This is a genomic window from Shouchella oshimensis, from assembly GCF_002019765.1.
GTDB classification, from domain to species: domain Bacteria; phylum Bacillota; class Bacilli; order Bacillales; family Bacillaceae_D; genus Shouchella; species Shouchella oshimensis.
This window is the reverse complement of record NZ_KV917380.1, coordinates 3,953,290-3,969,297: the sequence shown is the minus strand read 5'-3', so window position 1 is coordinate 3,969,297 and position 16,008 is coordinate 3,953,290. Positions and strand designations below refer to the sequence as shown.

18 protein-coding genes are annotated in these 16,008 nt (G+C 36.1%); 13 read left to right on the top strand and 5 right to left on the bottom strand.

Annotation, left to right across the window (positions count from 1 at the left end; all coding sequences use genetic code 11):
• The first annotated feature begins 11 nt into the window (after nucleotides 1-11).
• From BK583_RS19815 to BK583_RS19800, 4 genes are all read left to right on the top strand, one after another.
• Nucleotides 12-2,168 carry a CD3337/EF1877 family mobilome membrane protein gene (locus tag BK583_RS19815; protein ID WP_055736571.1) on the top strand — a complete coding sequence of 719 codons (2,157 nt, stop codon included), beginning with the start codon at nucleotides 12-14 and terminating at the stop codon, nucleotides 2,166-2,168.
• A 31-nt stretch (nucleotides 2,169-2,199) separates the two neighbouring features.
• Entirely contained in the window at nucleotides 2,200-3,234 is a 1,035-nt protein-coding gene (locus BK583_RS19810; RefSeq protein WP_055736572.1) for a lysozyme family protein, read from the top strand.
• 18 nt (nucleotides 3,235-3,252) lie between these two features.
• Nucleotides 3,253-3,771: a YddI family membrane protein gene (locus tag BK583_RS19805; protein ID WP_055736573.1), complete on the top strand. Its 519-nt coding sequence runs from the start codon at nucleotides 3,253-3,255 to the stop codon at nucleotides 3,769-3,771.
• 86 nt (nucleotides 3,772-3,857) lie between these two features.
• Nucleotides 3,858-4,226 carry a cystatin-like fold lipoprotein gene (locus BK583_RS19800; RefSeq protein ID WP_055736574.1) on the top strand — a complete coding sequence of 123 codons (369 nt, stop codon included), beginning with the start codon at nucleotides 3,858-3,860 and terminating at the stop codon, nucleotides 4,224-4,226.
• A 428-nt stretch (nucleotides 4,227-4,654) separates the two neighbouring features.
• Here BK583_RS19800 and BK583_RS19795 read toward each other — a convergent pair whose 3' ends face one another.
• Both BK583_RS19795 and BK583_RS20985 read right to left on the bottom strand, forming a co-directional pair.
• Nucleotides 4,655-4,921, bottom strand: a complete 267-nt coding sequence (locus tag BK583_RS19795) for a hypothetical protein (protein WP_437182836.1) — start codon at nucleotides 4,919-4,921, stop codon at nucleotides 4,655-4,657.
• Between the two features lie 8 nt (nucleotides 4,922-4,929).
• Entirely contained in the window at nucleotides 4,930-5,067 is a 138-nt protein-coding gene (locus BK583_RS20985) for a hypothetical protein (RefSeq protein WP_160319295.1), read from the bottom strand.
• Nucleotides 5,068-5,200: 133 nt separating this feature from the next.
• Here BK583_RS20985 and BK583_RS21240 point away from each other — a divergent pair, with 133 nt between their 5' ends.
• Entirely contained in the window at nucleotides 5,201-5,839 is a 639-nt protein-coding gene (locus tag BK583_RS21240) for a ferritin-like domain-containing protein (protein ID WP_236702411.1), read from the top strand.
• A 27-nt stretch (nucleotides 5,840-5,866) separates the two neighbouring features.
• On the opposite strand, the gene BK583_RS19785 is transcribed toward BK583_RS21240, so the two are convergent.
• Nucleotides 5,867-6,160 carry a hypothetical protein gene (locus tag BK583_RS19785; protein ID WP_055736576.1) on the bottom strand — a complete coding sequence of 98 codons (294 nt, stop codon included), beginning with the start codon at nucleotides 6,158-6,160 and terminating at the stop codon, nucleotides 5,867-5,869.
• A 672-nt stretch (nucleotides 6,161-6,832) separates the two neighbouring features.
• Nucleotides 6,833-7,540 (bottom strand): DUF421 domain-containing protein, encoded by a 708-nt coding sequence (locus tag BK583_RS19780; protein ID WP_055736577.1) that lies wholly within the window; start codon nucleotides 7,538-7,540, stop codon nucleotides 6,833-6,835.
• 734 nt (nucleotides 7,541-8,274) lie between these two features.
• Between BK583_RS19780 and BK583_RS19775 the strand changes: the two genes are divergently transcribed.
• The 7 genes from BK583_RS19775 to BK583_RS19745 all read left to right on the top strand — a co-directional run bounded on the left by BK583_RS19775 (nucleotide 8,275) and on the right by BK583_RS19745 (nucleotide 13,891).
• Complete coding sequence (locus BK583_RS19775) at nucleotides 8,275-8,634, top strand: ArsR/SmtB family transcription factor (RefSeq protein ID WP_055736578.1); 360 nt, start codon at nucleotides 8,275-8,277, stop codon at nucleotides 8,632-8,634.
• Between the two features lie 3 nt (nucleotides 8,635-8,637).
• Nucleotides 8,638-10,770: a heavy metal translocating P-type ATPase gene (locus tag BK583_RS19770; RefSeq protein WP_055736579.1), complete on the top strand. Its 2,133-nt coding sequence runs from the start codon at nucleotides 8,638-8,640 to the stop codon at nucleotides 10,768-10,770.
• Nucleotides 10,771-10,835: 65 nt separating this feature from the next.
• Entirely contained in the window at nucleotides 10,836-11,876 is a 1,041-nt protein-coding gene (locus tag BK583_RS19765) for a flavin-containing monooxygenase (protein ID WP_055736580.1), read from the top strand.
• A 139-nt stretch (nucleotides 11,877-12,015) separates the two neighbouring features.
• Nucleotides 12,016-12,495 (top strand): SCO family protein, encoded by a 480-nt coding sequence (locus tag BK583_RS19760; RefSeq protein WP_078440275.1) that lies wholly within the window; start codon nucleotides 12,016-12,018, stop codon nucleotides 12,493-12,495.
• Nucleotides 12,496-12,514: 19 nt separating this feature from the next.
• Nucleotides 12,515-13,180, top strand: coding sequence for a DsbA family protein (locus BK583_RS19755; protein WP_160319296.1), 666 nt, complete (start codon nucleotides 12,515-12,517; stop codon nucleotides 13,178-13,180).
• Nucleotides 13,180-13,596, top strand: a complete 417-nt coding sequence (locus BK583_RS19750) for a disulfide oxidoreductase (RefSeq protein WP_055736583.1) — start codon at nucleotides 13,180-13,182, stop codon at nucleotides 13,594-13,596. The genes BK583_RS19755 and BK583_RS19750 overlap by 1 nt, the downstream gene beginning before the upstream one ends.
• Before the next feature lies 1 nt (nucleotide 13,597).
• Nucleotides 13,598-13,891 carry a hypothetical protein gene (locus tag BK583_RS19745; RefSeq protein WP_055736584.1) on the top strand — a complete coding sequence of 98 codons (294 nt, stop codon included), beginning with the start codon at nucleotides 13,598-13,600 and terminating at the stop codon, nucleotides 13,889-13,891.
• A 42-nt stretch (nucleotides 13,892-13,933) separates the two neighbouring features.
• On the opposite strand, the gene BK583_RS19740 is transcribed toward BK583_RS19745, so the two are convergent.
• Complete coding sequence (locus BK583_RS19740; protein WP_055736585.1) at nucleotides 13,934-14,476, bottom strand: Ada metal-binding domain-containing protein; 543 nt, start codon at nucleotides 14,474-14,476, stop codon at nucleotides 13,934-13,936.
• Nucleotides 14,477-14,600: 124 nt separating this feature from the next.
• Here BK583_RS19740 and BK583_RS19735 point away from each other — a divergent pair, with 124 nt between their 5' ends.
• Entirely contained in the window at nucleotides 14,601-15,548 is a 948-nt protein-coding gene (locus BK583_RS19735) for an arsenic resistance protein (RefSeq protein WP_055736586.1), read from the top strand.
• The last annotated feature ends 460 nt before the right edge of the window (nucleotides 15,549-16,008 follow it).

Below are 16,008 nucleotides of genomic sequence, written 5' to 3'. Positions count from 1 at the left end.
GGAGGGAGAGGATGAACTGGAAACAAAAAGCGATTTGGATAAGTATTGGAGCAGCGCTCATTGCCCTGCTCTTTTTTGGTTCTCATACAATCGTTTTTGCGAATGACCAAGAGAATATGACCGAACCAAAGATAGAAGAAAAAGGGGGTGTTGAGCTTTCCATTAAACGCTTTCCCATATCAAGATACGTAGCCAACAATGAAGATGCTGACGGTCGAATTAAGGGGGCATTCGTAGGCTTTACGAATGTCATTTTTTCTCTAGCTGGGAACGTTGTTCTAGTCGTAGATACAGCAATGGATAAATTGTATTCATTAGAGCCGATTGATGAATTTGCGGATACATTAACAATAATTTCAACTACCGTATATGATACGTTGAAAGAACACTTCGGCGAGTTGCTTTTTGTATTTGCGGTAGGCTACATTGTCTATTTGTTTATTGCAAAGGGAAGCGTCCAAGAAGCTTTGAGAAGATCCGTTTTATTCTTTTTGGTGCTTGTTGTAGGTGGCTACTGGATGCTTAATGCTGGCTACTTTATGAAGTCATTAAATGCATTGTCTGTTGAAGCACAAGGTTACATGCTTGAAGCGGGGAATGGATTAATTAATGTGGCTGAAGGTGAAGGCGTTTATGCCGATACGAGTCAAATTGATCCTGAAAACAAAATGGATGGTACCATCTCAATCATGAGAAATGTCTACTTTGATTTGGCAATGAAAAAGCCTTATCTCATTGTAAATTACGGCACGACAAGTGAGAACGCAATTAATGAGAATGACCACGCTGATCCAGAAGATTTTCCGGGCGGAAGCCATTTCAACAGAGTAGATCGCATGTTGTCGTTTCAGTTAACGAGTGATGGCGAAAAGGATAGGCAAAGCTATGTAGATGGTGAAATAGACGAGTATAACAACGAAAACATGGGTGGAGGAAATGTCTTTCAACAAATGGGGCAATCCTTAATCGCTTTATTTGGTTCCATTCTGCTCGGTATACCGTTCTTGCTACTAGCATTGCTAAATTTCCTCTTGCAGCTTATCGCGTTGGCGCTTGCGTTTTTTATCCCATTTTCGTTCATCATGTCGTACATTCCTCAATTGGCATATTCAGGTTTTGTAAGCATCGGCAAGCTATTAAGTGTGTTCGTTTTAAAAGTAATGCTTGGTATCCTTGTTTTGTTTGTCTATGTGCTTTGCTTCATCGTCGATGCGGTCTTGCCTCCAGAAGGATTTGCGATGTATTTAGTCAATCTGACTGTGTTAATTGCCGTCTTGCTTTTAATGATCTGGAAACGAGATGCGTTAATTAAAATGGTGACAGCTGGGAAAGTTACGTCGGTTGATAACAACATGCTTAATCAAGTACGGAATGAAATGGTCAATCCGGCTGTTAACGCAATAAAACCACGCCCGGCAGGTTTACGGGAATCGCCTATTCAACAAACCGAGCATCAAGCACCACCTAAAAGTGATCGTACGAGTGTGAAAGAAGGTCGAAACACTGCTCAATTAGCAGAAGCACGAACACCACAAACTGATGGGAAACTAGAAAGCCCGTCTTCGGCTGTCGCACACAATGACCAAATAAAGCGTACTGAACGGACGCCCCAACAAAAACGTGAAGAAAAGAAAGCAGAGAAGCGGAAGAAGAAAGCGGAAAAACAAGCGTCTAAACAAGAGCAAAAAGAACAGAAGCAACCAACAGAAGATTTAAGCCCAGTTACGGCTTATCAAAAAGATGAACGGCATGCGCCAAGACAAGAAATCAATCAAAGAGAACACGAACGAACGAAACAACCACAGCCACGTGAACATCAGGAACCATCGTATCGTCCGTCTATCAAACAAGGTGATGTGACGTACTTAGACGATCATCGAGCGTTGCGTTCGGTAGATAAATCAGAGAGAGACAATCAATTACGTCACACAAAAGGTATAAATTCTGCTAATAATCGAATGGAACAAAAACCTTCACAAAACGAACCTCAATGGATTCAAAACAAAGAAAAACAAGGAGTTCAACCAACTAAAAGGGTCAATGAACGCCATGATCAACCGAATACAGAACTTACCAGAACCGCACAGTACAATGAAAAAAGAGATTTAGAAGCAATTGAAAAAGAAGAAGATCGGCATACACGTAGAGCAAAGGGAGCGTCTAAATAGACGTTCCTTTTTGTCGTGAAGGGAGGACGACATGAAAAAGCTAGGATGTGGTTTAGTTCTAGTGACCATTCCATTTATGTTTGTGGCATTGATTCTAATGGGCGTTGTCATGGTTATTACAGGAGAAAGCAACACAACAGGGAATGATGCCCATTCTGAAATCGAAAGTGATATTAATTCGGACTATACGTTTAATGGAGTAGGCCCAGAGATTGAGCGGTACCGCAGTTACTTTGAACGTTATGCGAAAGAAAATGGCATTGAAGATCATATTGAAATTTTAATGGCAATGACCATGCAAGAAAGTGGTGGTCGCCTAGCCGATGTCATGCAATCATCTGAATCACTTGGACTGCCTGTTAATACAATCACCGATCCAGAGCTATCTATTAAACAAGGTGTGAGCTATTTTGCAAATGTACTAGAAAGTGCTGGTGGTAATACAGAATTAGCCTTACAAAGCTACAACATGGGGCACGGTTTTATTGATTACGCAAATGAACATAACAATGGTAACTATAGCAAAGAACTGGCACAACAATTCTCCAATCATATGAGAGAGCGCTTAGGATGGAGTGTTTATGGAGACCCAAACTACGTTGATAATGTCATGCGTTATTTAGATAAAACTGAACCCGAATACGCAGCAGGAGATGCAGATTGGGCATTGCCATTAAGAGATATACGCATCACAAGCGAATTTGGATGGCGAACACATCCCGTTACTGGAGAAAGGAATACATTCCATGGGGGGCTCGACTTTGGCTGTACACCAGCAGATTCTATTTTAAGCGTGGCAGATGGCAGAGTTGTTGAGGCAAAACATAGCAATGTAGGCTATGGCAATTATGTAACTGTTCAGCATGGGGAAAACGAGTTTTCCCGTTATGCGCACTTATCTTCTATAGGTGTATCAAACGGTCAGGAAGTAAATCAGGGAGAAGCATTAGGTAAATGTGGCACAACAGGTTCAAGTACAGGCAACCACCTTCACTTGGAGCATATGACGGAACTTGGTCAAGCACATCAAGACAAAATCGATCCAAAAGAGACTTTGGGACTTTAATAAGAAAGGGCGGTATACATGCAAAAGAAAATGAAAGCGATAATTGTGTTGTTGCTTGGAACGATGCTATTTTTTATCTTTCAAAACAGCAGCTTAAAAAACGAGAATCTAACATTGGTGGAGCAAAACGAACAGCTTAAAAATGAAAACGTTATTGAAGTTGAGACAAACGAACAGGCGAAGGAAGTAGCTAATGATTTTATCAATGGCTATTTTAACTACCAAGACAAACCAGCAAAGCAAGATGTAGAAAGTTATGCCACAAACGAAGCCTTGGGACAGTTACAGTTTGACGGTGCAGAGGGTTTAGAGGAAATTTATGGCGATACCGATATAGAAAAGATTCATTCTAGCGTGGAAAACCTAAGTATCTATGAAGGGCAATCACTAGATGATCGTGTGGAGGTTGTTGCTTTGTTTGATAATCGAATTGAAGTGAATGATCTATCAAGTGTAGCAATGACCATACTAACGTTAGAAATGATAGTAGAGGAGGACCAATGGAAGGTTGCCAACTTCACTTTTACACAGCAATAGAAAATTGGTTGGGAAAATCTATGAACCTCTTAGAATTTAAGTGGATAGATGTTAGGATGAACCAAAATCAAAGGAGGATGAGGAAATTGAAAAAGAGCTTGTTAAGTGTTGTTTCTTTAGTAGGTTTGTTGTTAGCAGCTTGTGGTGGAAGTGAATATGACGCTGAGATTGAAGAGGTGATTGATTTATATAAGAATGACGACACTGCTATGATGTGGATGGATGAAGAGCAGGTCACTCGTGAGAATGCAGATATAAGTGTTTATGAAGGAGGTCGGTATATTAGAATTGGCTTCTTTGATTTAGAGGATGAGGAAAAGACCGTTCGTTATGAGTTTTATGAGAAAAACGGAGATAGTTATGAATGGTTGCCTAGAATGAATCAAACGGATGATCGATTGGGTTTGATAGATCGAGAGCCAGATTACCATGAAAGACAAAGCTTGGTACATTAAACTATAGAAATCCGACTCTCACTTTCGACTATCGCTGAATTTAGAAACGTTAAGAAGACTCCTGTACAAAATCAATTAGGGCGTGCAACAAATAAAATACAGGATCAAACTTCATGTAGCCTTTTTGCCTTTGCAATTAAAATTACATTTATACATGAAGAGGATGGTGGTAATATTGCTTTCATTAAATTACGCTCATTTTTGGTTAATTCAATTCACTAAAAAACCTACCTGTTAGGGTAGGTATGGATTAAATATACTTTTGACGTGCAAAAAAATGCTTAAAAAATACCAACATCAATTCGGCTTAATTCAACCTTAAGCGATATAAAGGACGCAATAACGATAAGGATTCCGCCTATTAAGGCTAATATTCTTGAGGAGATGGCTAAAGTATCAATTTCAGATAACATGAGTCTTATAAGCTCCTATCCTTTATCATTTCTACCGAAATGATCGAATACTTCTCCAAATTTCATATTATATATATCTTTAACAACAGTGTTTACTTTACCACTATCCGATAAATCGCCCTCTAGTATTATCTCAACTCGCTGATCATTATCTACTAACACTGCCTGCACGATCAGTGCATCTAATAAAATACCTGTCACTACAGCAATTTGCTGGGGGGATAAACTATATTTTTTAAATAGACCATCAAAATGATTGTATTCTCTTGTCAAAACATTCACCTACCTAATTATGTTGATAGAATTTGACCACTTCCGGCTGTACGTTCCGATTCTCTTGTTCTATTAGAACCTAGGCTAAATATTCCGAACAAAATAATCGCAACAATAAAAACTACATTTCTTTTTAAAGAAGAATTTTCGCTCATATTTTCCTCCTGGGCATTTTAATCCTAATCCACAATATGAAAATAATCTAAAAAGGTGAAGGAACCATAAAAATACACATCTTTATTTCTTTTGCATAGGCTAGAGTGTACTTTTAAGAACGGAGGAATATTAATGGAAAACAATCAAATAGAAAACGATCGTTACTCATATGGATATCCATATCAAGGGTATGCCCCTTATGGATATCCACAGCAGTATTATCAAGCACCGCAGTATACTCAATACCAATACCCTTATGGACAGCAGTACCCTTATCAATATCAACAAATGCAGCAAAATCAAGACGGCGTCTCAGAATTACTGCCATATATCTTTACTCATCATTTTACTCATCACAGAGAAATGGAACTAACGAGCCAACAGCTTAATGCAGCACTAACTAAAGCAATAAACGGTGAACACAATGCTATTGTTTGTTATGAGCAATTAGCACAAATTGCTCCGAACGACCAAATTAAAAACAAGATTCTTGAGATCCGCCAAGATGAAATTAGGCACTACAATGCGTTTCTAAATTTTTATCAAGATATTTTTGGTCAACAGCCTAATGTGTCTCAGGTCAACAACTGTCCTAATCAATATCGTGCTGGAGTAGAGAGCGCTTTTATGGATGAACAAGCGACTGTTGATGAATATTTAAGTGTTGCTGATCGTATAAGCCAATATCCAGATTTAAAAGCAACATTTGAAAGAGCGGCTAAAGATGAACAAAACCATGCTGTGTGGTTTCTATATTTTTTAAATCAGTAACGAACAGAGCTGCACAGCAGCTCTGTTTTAATTTTTTCCTTTATTCTTAGATATTTTTTCTACAACATCTAAGATATTATTGTTTAGTTTTTTTAAGTTCTCATTTATTTCATTCCCTCCCAAGTGATCGGGCAGTTGTAAATCAGGGATAATAGGCATATTCCATGTTATTGGGTCTGGTGATCCATCATTGAATGTAATTTCAATTGTTGAAGATTTTAAATCAATGTCTTCTTCTTTTACTTGCTTTTCCCAACTGTTTAAAGCATGCTTGAAATTTTCAGTATACAGTTTTTTTAATAAAAATATTTTCATTTCCAAACTTACCCCTCCTTTTTTCCCTAACTAATTAATACGAATCTAAAATAGAAGTTAGAACAAAAAATTTTCGCGGTAACATTCATGAGTCATTACAACAGTGGTTTAAATCTGAGATCCGTATTGATAAGGAGTTGGCTAAAGATATTTTGATTAAAGATACAGAGTTCTGGGTATTTTGTAACTTACCTTAGGAATTCTGATGAAAACAATTAATTACTCCAATATAATTTATTAAATTACGATGTTTATGAAGTATGTTCATGACTAAAATATGCTTTATAAAACCTTAGTACTTATATTATATGCTCTTTCTATTCTATATAAATTCTATTATTGGTTTTATTGTGAGGGGCTGGGCTGCTATGTATTAATGACAATGGCTTATTTGCAATCCAAATTGATAACAAACTTATAACAACTAGGTGGAATTAAAGAGATTGAACAGGGGAGAGAAGTATCAAAGTTCAGCAATTTGTTCATCTAAACTTAAATTAACTGAACACGAGGACTGATCAATTCGACTTATCATTTCTCTTAAAAAATATAAGTCTCTTTTGATAAGTCTCTTTTGATTAGAAAAGATTCAGTGGGAGTTAGCATATAATCACCCAGTCAATGACCCATAATACTCTCACTTTCCCGTCATAAATTAATAACAGTATTAGAAAAAATTCACTCTACATTAGCAGGTTGTTGCACTTGGTTATGATAAGTGTTGATGAATAGTTTATTTGTAGCTGAAATGACCGCGTAAAACACATCCGTTTGTTTAAGGTTTCTCTTATTTAGTTCTCTCAATAGCCATTTTTCTTGAATATGGTTGTCTGTTAAATTTTTGTCTAATATTTTTCCATCCATAATTAATTCTATGGGTAATCGATTTTTTATTAAAGGAGCCTTAATATCTTGCTTAGTTACACCTTGATATTCCGGTTTTTTTAATACATTCATCTTTCCATTGGTCTCTACAATCGCGTAGAGAACTTCTTCGATATTAAAAATTTCGCGCTCTCTTAAAAGCTGATTTAACTCATTTAGATTGTATCTTGCCTTTCGCATATTCTTTTCGAGTATCTTTCCGTTTTCAATGACCACAGTAGGGTTTCCTGTAATCCAATTTCTTGCACGATATGACTTTAAAGAAATGTATGAAGTTAATATACTAACTGTTACGAAAATACTAAAAGCTAATATGGAATGATGAATTTTTACTGATAAATTGAAAGATAAATTAGCCGTGATAGCCCCAATTGAAATGGCAATAATAAAATCAAGAACGTTCATTTGAGAGATTGTTTGCTTACCAAGTAAACGAGCTCCCACTAGTAGAATCGAAAATGCTAAAAAAGAGCGAATGATTATTTCGACGTGTTCAGACATGATCATTCTCCAATTCATTTTTTATTACTAGAATATCCACATAGTCAAAGAGTTATTCGGTCAAGGTAATTCCTGAAAAATGAACCGATCTATAGAGCACTTAGCATTGGTAACAAAATATAAAAAAGTTCCTTGATATGAATGTCTCTATTTCTTTTACGGTGCTAACTAATTTGCAAACCAAATTGCTAACAAACTAATTACAAATAGACGGATTGAATGAGTTCGAACAGGGGCGAGTGACACCAACAATCCTATACTCATGGGCTTTACGGAAAAGTAAAGCCTGTGCAAAACCTCTGATACAGAAATGGTAAGGTATTAGAATGGTGGTGCTCAGTAATTTGCTATTTTTAACAGGCTCGTAAGTGCTGTCACATTAGGCTTTTTTAAGAATGAGAGATTCTTTTTCTTTAATCAAAAAGAAAATGCAAACCTTTATTACGTTAAATCGGTGCAATATGGTGTTAACTATACAGAAACTGTAGCTTTACTGGCAAAAGCAAACATATAGAATGCTATAGAATAATCAAGTAGAACACCTCAGTTCAGTTTAGAATGCTTCCGAAGTAATTAACTTCGTAATTTGCTACCGATACACTTTTGATTTTCTTTTCTAAACTTCTAACTATTCATTCCTCACTTTTAATTACTTCGATTTGACATACACTATAATCGGTTCATATAATATAATAATCAAATGATCATAATATTGTAAGACTGAGGTGGTTCTGTTGTTAACTGAGAAAAAAGATACATGCGAAGTTTTTTGTTTTGATGAAACGAAGGTAAACCGTATATCCGCTCGCCTTGAAAAGCAAAAATTTACGAATGTGGCAGATATGTTTAAAGCTTTATCTGATGAAACACGATTAAAGGTTGCGTATACATTAACCCAAGAAAATGAGTTATGCGTCTGTGATATCGCGAATATTATTGGCGTTACAAAAGCTACTGCCTCTCACCATTTAAGACATTTGCGTAATCTACGTCTAGCGAAAAGTAGAAAAGAAGGAAAATTGGTTTTCTATTCATTGGATGATCCGCATGTAACAACGCTAATCACTATGGCAATGACTCACAGTCAGGAGTAAGGTATGGAAAAAAATGAGCAAGAAAACATTTACCGTGTGGAGGGCTTTTCGTGTGCAGGTTGTGCAGGAACGTTTGAAAAAAATGTAAAGCGTATTCCGGGTGTCACCAATGCTGAGGTTAATTTCCTAGCATCTAAAATTACTGTAAAAGGAACTGCATCAATAAATGAACTTGAAAAAGCAGGAGCGTTTGAGAATTTAAAAGTAAGATCACTAGAAGATGACGCTGAAGAAGGTAATGACCAGCCATCTTTTACTTTTATAAAAAAATATCAAAATGTCCTCATTGCTATGGTCTTTTTCATTGTCGGTTTAATAAATCAATGGCAATTTGGAGAAGAACATGTTTATTCGTTTGGAGCATACCTACTATCAATTGTTATTGGTGGTTATTCACTGTTTAAAACAGGATTTAACAACCTGTTACGTGCGCAGTTCGATATGAAGACACTTATGACAGTTGCTGTGATTGGTGCAGCAATTATTGGTGAGTGGTCAGAAGGTGCAATTGTCGTCATTTTATTTGCTATAAGTGAACAGCTTGAACGTTTCTCGATGGACAAAGCGCGACAAAGTATAAAAGCATTAATGAATATTGCACCACGCAAAGCCCGTATTCGTCGTGATGGAGAAGAATTCACTCTGTCAGTAAAAGATGTTGTGATCGGTGATTGCTTAATTGTGAAGCCAGGTGAAAAGCTTGCAATGGATGGAAAGGTAACGACTGGACATTCATCAATTAATCAAAGTGCTATTACTGGGGAATCAATTCCTGTCGAGAAGAACGCCGGAGACATTGTTTATGCGGGAACATTAAATACAGAGGGTTACCTAGAAATAGAGGTAACTAAATTAGTAAAAGATACAACACTACAAAAAATTATTCATTTAGTAGAAGAATCACAGGCAGAAAAAGCTCCCTCTCAAAGCTTTATTGATCGATTTGCAAGATATTATACTCCAGTAATTATGGTAATTGCTCTATTAGTAGCCATTATTCCTCCATTACTGTTTGGTGCAGGTTGGGAAGCTTGGATTTATCAAGGGTTAGCTGTTCTCGTCGTTGGGTGTCCATGTGCTTTAGTTATTTCAACCCCTGTAGCCATTGTCACGGCGATTGGTAATGCCGCAAAACAAGGTGTTCTTATTAAAGGCGGGGTTTATCTAGAAGAAATGGGAAGATTAAATGCTGTTGCTTTTGATAAAACAGGCACGCTAACTAAAGGAGAGCCTGTTGTCACCGAATTTATTAATTACTCTAACTTTACCGACGATCAAATGTTAACCATTGTCGCAGCCATTGAAGCTTATTCCCAGCATCCTCTTGCTGGTGCAATTCTTCAAAATGCCGATAACAAAAGTCTTGATTACAAGCAATTAGAGATTACTAATTTTTCTTCCATGATGGGGAAAGGAATTAAGGCGACAATTGATTATTCAACCTATTGGATTGGTAACCGTCATCTATTTGAAGAAGATTTACAGCTTGTCTTCTCTGAAGACTTTAAAACAGTCTTAAACAGTTTACAAAATAAAGGCAATACGATCATGCTTGTTGGTAATGAAAACAATATTCTTTCGTTGTTAGCTGTTGCAGACGAATTGAGAGAACAAAGTGTTCGTGTCTTACAATCTTTAAAGGAGATAGGTATTAAGCACACGGTGATGCTTACTGGTGACGATCAGCGGACAGGGGACGCAATCGGTGAAAAACTTGGCATAGATCTGGTGAAAGCAGAATTATTACCTGATGAAAAATTGTCTGCAATTAAAGAGGTAAATGCTCAATATGGTAGCGTAGCAATGGTTGGTGACGGAGTAAACGATGCACCAGCTCTCGCATCATCAAATGTAGGAATTGCTATGGGTAGTGCTGGAACGGATACTGCTTTGGAAACAGCAGACGTCGCTTTGATGGGAGATGAATTAGAGAAATTACCATATACCATTTCATTAAGTCGAAGAGCTCTAAACATCATTAAACAAAATATTGCTTTATCCTTAGGCTTAAAAGCAATTGCTTTGCTTCTAGTCATCCCTGGTTGGCTGACTTTATGGATCGCAATACTCTCAGACATGGGAGCTACATTATTAGTGACCTTGAATAGCCTTCGATTATTAAGAATTAAGAAATAAATAAGTAGAGCTTTATTTTTAATAGCGTTCATTACTTATGAGCGCTTTTTTCTAGGAGGGATATTATGAATGCTTATCAAACCATTGTGATTGGTGCTGGTCAAGCTGGTTTAGCTGTGGGGCGAGCGCTTCAGATTAAAAATTCGCCCTTTCTAATACTTGACGAAAACGAGGAAGCGGGTTGGTCGTGGAAAAAAAGATATGACTCTCTTAAACTCTTTACACCTAAAAATTATAGTCATCTATTTAACGATCTTTACCAAGGTGATGAAAAGGAATTTCCTTCTAGAGATGAAGTGGCTGATTATTTAAGTAAATTTCAAGACAAATACAACCTCCCTATTAAGGTTAATGAAAAAGTCATAAATCTTTCAAAAAATGATGATCAAATGTTTACTCTTTGCACTGAAAATAGGAAGTATACAGCAAAGAATGTCATTGTTGCCACGGGAGCTTTTTATACCCCTTTTATACCAGCTATTCATGATTCATCTATTCCATTTATGATTCACTCTGCTGACTATAAGAATCCTGATCAGATTCCGGAAGGTGATGTTTTAATTGTTGGGGGAGGCAATACAGGAATTCAAATAGCTGCCGAACTTAGTAAAAGCCTAAAGCATCATGCATATCTTTCTAGGAGTAAGAAGTTAAAGCGCTTACCAAAGACAATCCTAGGAAATAGTTTGTTTTGGTGGTTAGATCAATTCAAAATATTGAACGCCTCTCCAAATTCTTTTATAGGTAAAAGGTTAAAAGATAATGATCCTTTAATAGGAAATGACATTAGCGTAATTAAAAGAAAAGGAACACTGTTACCGAGGCTAACGAGAGTATCAAATAAAAACGCATACTTCCAAAACACATTTAGAAAACAGTTTAAAGCTCTAATTTGGGCAACAGGTTACCGTAATGATTATTCATGGATTAATATTAAGGAAGCAATAGATGAACAGGGTCAACCAGTCCATCAATTAGGTATTTCAACTGTAAAAGGTCTTTATTACGTGGGATTAAGTTGGCAATCAAAAAGAGGATCAGCTCTATTATATGGCGTCACAGAAGATGCAGAAAAGATTACGGAAGTTCTCATAAAAAACAATTGAATGATTTAAGGAGACTACACATGAAATACATAAAAAAAGGATCTGTCTTTATTTTATCAGCATTGTTGCTGCATCATGCTCATGGATTTACGAGATAGGTACTAAAGCTACTAGTGAATTCGATGCAACGGAAGCAAATATGTCTATAACTGAATTTGAATATGTAAATCAGAATAATGAAACTGTGTCACTGGTTGATTTAAAAGGGGAATATGGGCTTGCGGATATGGTCTTTACAAACTGCCCAACTGTATGTCCCGTTATGACACCAAATATGAAGGAGTTACAAGACACGGCAATTGAAGAAGGATTAAACATGAAATTTGTATCGTTCACGGTTGATCCTGAAAATGATACAGTAGAACGATTAAAACAATATACAACAAACATCGGCTCAAACGATGACTATTGGAGTTTTCTTACAGGGTATGATTTAGAGGAGATAACAGAGTTTGCTTTAGAATCATTTAGGTCTCCAGTTCAACAAGTGGAAAATGATTTTGTTCATAGTACAAGGTTCTTTTTAATAGATGAGAAAGGGAATGTTATACGTTTTTACGATGGAATGTCTACTAATTTAACAGAAATTAAAGAAGATATGATAAAAACAGTCCAATGATGAGGAGAGTTTATGAATCGTGCGAAATAAATTACTTGTTGTCCTTACGTTAGTAGTAGCAATCATTGTCGTTATTTGGGTTGTTATAAACAATTCTTCTAATGTTGACGAAGAAGTAGCTAGAGAGTTTGATGAAACACCAGCAATTGACGGTCAGCCATACTTAGAGAAAGCAGGAGCCCCAGTAGTTGTTATTGAATTTGGTGATTATAAATGTCCTTCTTGTAAGTCGTGGGATGAAACAGTCTTTCCGCAATTAAAAGAAGAGTATATAGATAATGGCGTAGTTAAATTTGTGCATATTAATACACCTTTTCATGGTGAAGAGTCGTTATTAGCGGCTCAAGCCAGCGAGTCAGTTTGGCAAAATAACCCTGATTCGTTTTGGGATTTTCATAAGGAGATTTATCAAAGTCAACCTGAGACTCAACAACATGATGACCTATGGGTAACAGAGGAAAGGCTTTTAGAAATAGCAAATTCCATAGAATCTACCATTAATCTGGAGCAGTTAGAAAGCCACTTGCAAGCTAGGGCATTCATGGATGAGATAGAAACGGATATTAATTTGATTGAGGCATTTGAAGTTTCTCAAACACCGACCATTATGATTAATAACTATAAAATGAATAACCCGTTTGATTACAATGCGCTTGTCGAATTAATTGAAATGGAGAATAACTAATGAGGAAGAAACAGAAGAGTGTTATATTGCTTTATTTTGCTTGGGTGGTTGCGTTAATAGCTACTCTAGGAAGTCTTTATTTTAGCGAGATTAGAGGGTTTGTACCGTGTAAAATGTGCTGGTATCAACGCATCCTAATGTATCCTATAGCTATCTTTTTAGGAATTGCAGCTTACAACCAAGATACAAAGATAAAAAAGTATGTCCTTCCGTTGTCTATAACAGGTATTTTTGTGTCAGCTTATCACTACGTCATACAAAAGGTACCTAACTTTGCACCTATTACTCCTTGTACAGAAGGCGCTCCGTGTAATGCGCAATATATAAATTGGTTTGGCTTTGTAACCATCCCGTTCTTAGCTTTAACAGCTTTTGTCTTAATTACAATGCTATTACTTATGCAGAGGAGAAAGTAAAATGAAAAGATATAGATGGACTCTAGGTGTTTTTGCCAGTATATTTATTATTCTCCTTGGTTTCGTTATTCCAATTAACCATGGTGCGTCTTCAGACGAACGTGTAGTTGTGGATTACACTTTAAATTTATATAGTACTCCAGATTGCTTTGATACGGCTGGTTTCACAAATAATATTGACGAGGCTACTTATGGAGACGTAGAAGACCACGTAAGATTTTTACCAGAGTCAAATTGCACAGCATTGGAATTGAAAACAACTAAAGGACCACTATGGTATGCTTGGTTTCTATAGGAAGTTTCAGCATGACTTGTATGAATTCATATAAGCCTTTTTTTATTGAGTATCTCTAAACATAGTAGGAGTTACGCCCGTATGTTCTTTAAATCGAACTGAGAATTGTGTGCTGTCATTATATCCAACTTCTAATGCAATTTCGATTATTGATAAGTAATTTTGTGACAATAACTGCTTTGCTTCATTTACTCGAAGCTTATGTAGGTAATTTAAAGGAGTTATGCCGTTAATTTCTTTAAAGCACCTCTGAATGTAGTGAGGATTTTTTTTTAACGTATCTGACATATTTTTTAAACTATACTTTTCTTTAAAGTGTGTTTCGATATATAATTTCGTTTGATTTGAAATTTCTTCCTTGTACCCTCTCCATTGCATTAAATTAGGTTTACATCTGTTGCATGGTCTAAACCCTACTTTGAGTGCATCACTTACCTCTTTAAAAATCCGTACATGCTTTGGATTTGGTGTTCTTGATGTACATGAAGGGCGACAGATGGTTTTTGTGGTAGTAAGTGCATAATAAAAATAACCGTCATAACATTTGTTATTATTTTTAATGGCTTGCCATTCCTCTTGAATCATTTTAGTTCCTTCTTTCTAAATTCAAAGTCAATATCCATAATGCACATATTGAAACAATCATGTACATTAAAGGAAACAGTACGTTATGCATAACTACTCCTAAATTAATTAAGGAGAGTTCTAAATGAAGGTCATTGAAAAAATGCAGTCTTTTATTATTCTAACCGCTGTAGGTTTAGGTTTGCTAGTGGGGCAGATTACAATTATTGAGCAATATGCGCACCTATTTATTTTGCCGTTCTTATTTGTCATGTTGTATGGTTTGTTTTTAACAATACCTTTAGATGGTTTAAAGAATGCATTCAAAAATATAAACTTTCTAAGCACAAATGTTATTCTGAATTTTATCTGGACACCGATATTAGCATGGGGTTTAGGGGCTATCTTTTTAACTGAACACCCTGCATTGTGGTTAGGGTTTATTTTGTTGCTAGTAACACCGTGTACAGATTGGTATCTAATTTTCACATCCATTGCAAAGGGAAATCTTTCACTCTCAACATCTGTACTACCTATAAATTTAATTTTACAAGTTATGTTCCTACCATTGTATTTACTCTTATTTGCAGGGGCTATGGAAACTGTTGGCGTATCTAGCATACTTGAGAGTGTTGTGTTAGTCTTATTGACCCCATTTTTCTTAGCAAACCTGACTCGATATTTATTTAATAAAAAACGTGACGAACTGGAAAAGAAGATTGTTCCTTTTTTTTCTTCGTCACAAATTATTTTTTTGTCTTTTGCTATTGTGGCTATGTTTGCTTCACAAGGTTCTTATCTCATAAATAACCTTGAAGTTATTATGTTGATGTTGTTGCCACTATTAACATTTTATGTGATAAATTTTATTTTTGCTCAATTGATTGGTAGATGGTTTAATTATAGTTACGAAGATACTGTTAGTTTGAACATGACAATTATCGCCAGAAATTCACCGGTTGCGTTAGCCATCGTATTAACTGCTTTCCCGGAACAACCACTAATAGCTTTGGCATTAATTATCGGACCACTAATAGAATTACCTGTTTTAGCTGTTTTGTCTCAAATCTTATTAAAGTTAAAAAAAGTCTAATTTAGCTAGGTATCTTGGTACGCTCGAACGTAAGAGGACGGATCTCTCTACAGTGGTAATGTGCTACCTTACTTGCAAACCAAATTGCTAACAAACTAATTACAAATAGACGGATTGAATGAGTTCGAACAGGGGCGAGTGACACCAACAATCCTATACTCATGGGCTTTACGGAAAAGTGAAATCCGCATAAAACCCCTGATACAGAAATGGTAAGGTAATAGATTGGTGGTGCACATTAACTTTTTTAAAAAAGGCTCGTAAGTGCTGTCACATTAGACTTTTTCAGTAATGGTAAGTCTTTGATTTTTATTCAAAAATGAACTGCAAACCTTTATTGAGAGGTCATTGCACCTTAATATTATTGAAAATTCTGGTTTTTTAATAGCTAAAGCAATCGTAAGCTGAAATAAGAAAATTAGTAAGGTGAAACCCGAGTATCCATAAACTGTAGGGAAGA

Bases quoted from the DNA above. Each gene is read 5' to 3' on its own strand.
- BK583_RS19780 (WP_055736577.1), bottom strand. From the start codon at position 7,540: ATGTCTGAACACGTCGAAATAATCATTCGCTCTTTTTTAGCATTTTCG.
- BK583_RS19740 (WP_055736585.1), bottom strand. From the start codon at position 14,476: ATGATTCAAGAGGAATGGCAAGCCATTAAAAATAATAACAAATGTTAT.
- BK583_RS19750 (WP_055736583.1), top strand. From the start codon at position 13,180: ATGAGGAAGAAACAGAAGAGTGTTATATTGCTTTATTTTGCTTGGGTG.
- BK583_RS19735 (WP_055736586.1), top strand. From the start codon at position 14,601: ATGAAGGTCATTGAAAAAATGCAGTCTTTTATTATTCTAACCGCTGTA.
- BK583_RS19745 (WP_055736584.1), top strand. From the start codon at position 13,598: ATGAAAAGATATAGATGGACTCTAGGTGTTTTTGCCAGTATATTTATT.
- BK583_RS19760 (WP_078440275.1), top strand. From the start codon at position 12,016: ATGTCTATAACTGAATTTGAATATGTAAATCAGAATAATGAAACTGTG.
- BK583_RS19815 (WP_055736571.1), top strand. From the start codon at position 12: ATGAACTGGAAACAAAAAGCGATTTGGATAAGTATTGGAGCAGCGCTC.
- BK583_RS20985 (WP_160319295.1), bottom strand. From the start codon at position 5,067: ATGAGCGAAAATTCTTCTTTAAAAAGAAATGTAGTTTTTATTGTTGCG.
- BK583_RS19805 (WP_055736573.1), top strand. From the start codon at position 3,253: ATGCAAAAGAAAATGAAAGCGATAATTGTGTTGTTGCTTGGAACGATG.
- BK583_RS19770 (WP_055736579.1), top strand. From the start codon at position 8,638: ATGGAAAAAAATGAGCAAGAAAACATTTACCGTGTGGAGGGCTTTTCG.
- BK583_RS21240 (WP_236702411.1), top strand. From the start codon at position 5,201: ATGGAAAACAATCAAATAGAAAACGATCGTTACTCATATGGATATCCA.
- BK583_RS19765 (WP_055736580.1), top strand. From the start codon at position 10,836: ATGAATGCTTATCAAACCATTGTGATTGGTGCTGGTCAAGCTGGTTTA.
- BK583_RS19810 (WP_055736572.1), top strand. From the start codon at position 2,200: ATGAAAAAGCTAGGATGTGGTTTAGTTCTAGTGACCATTCCATTTATG.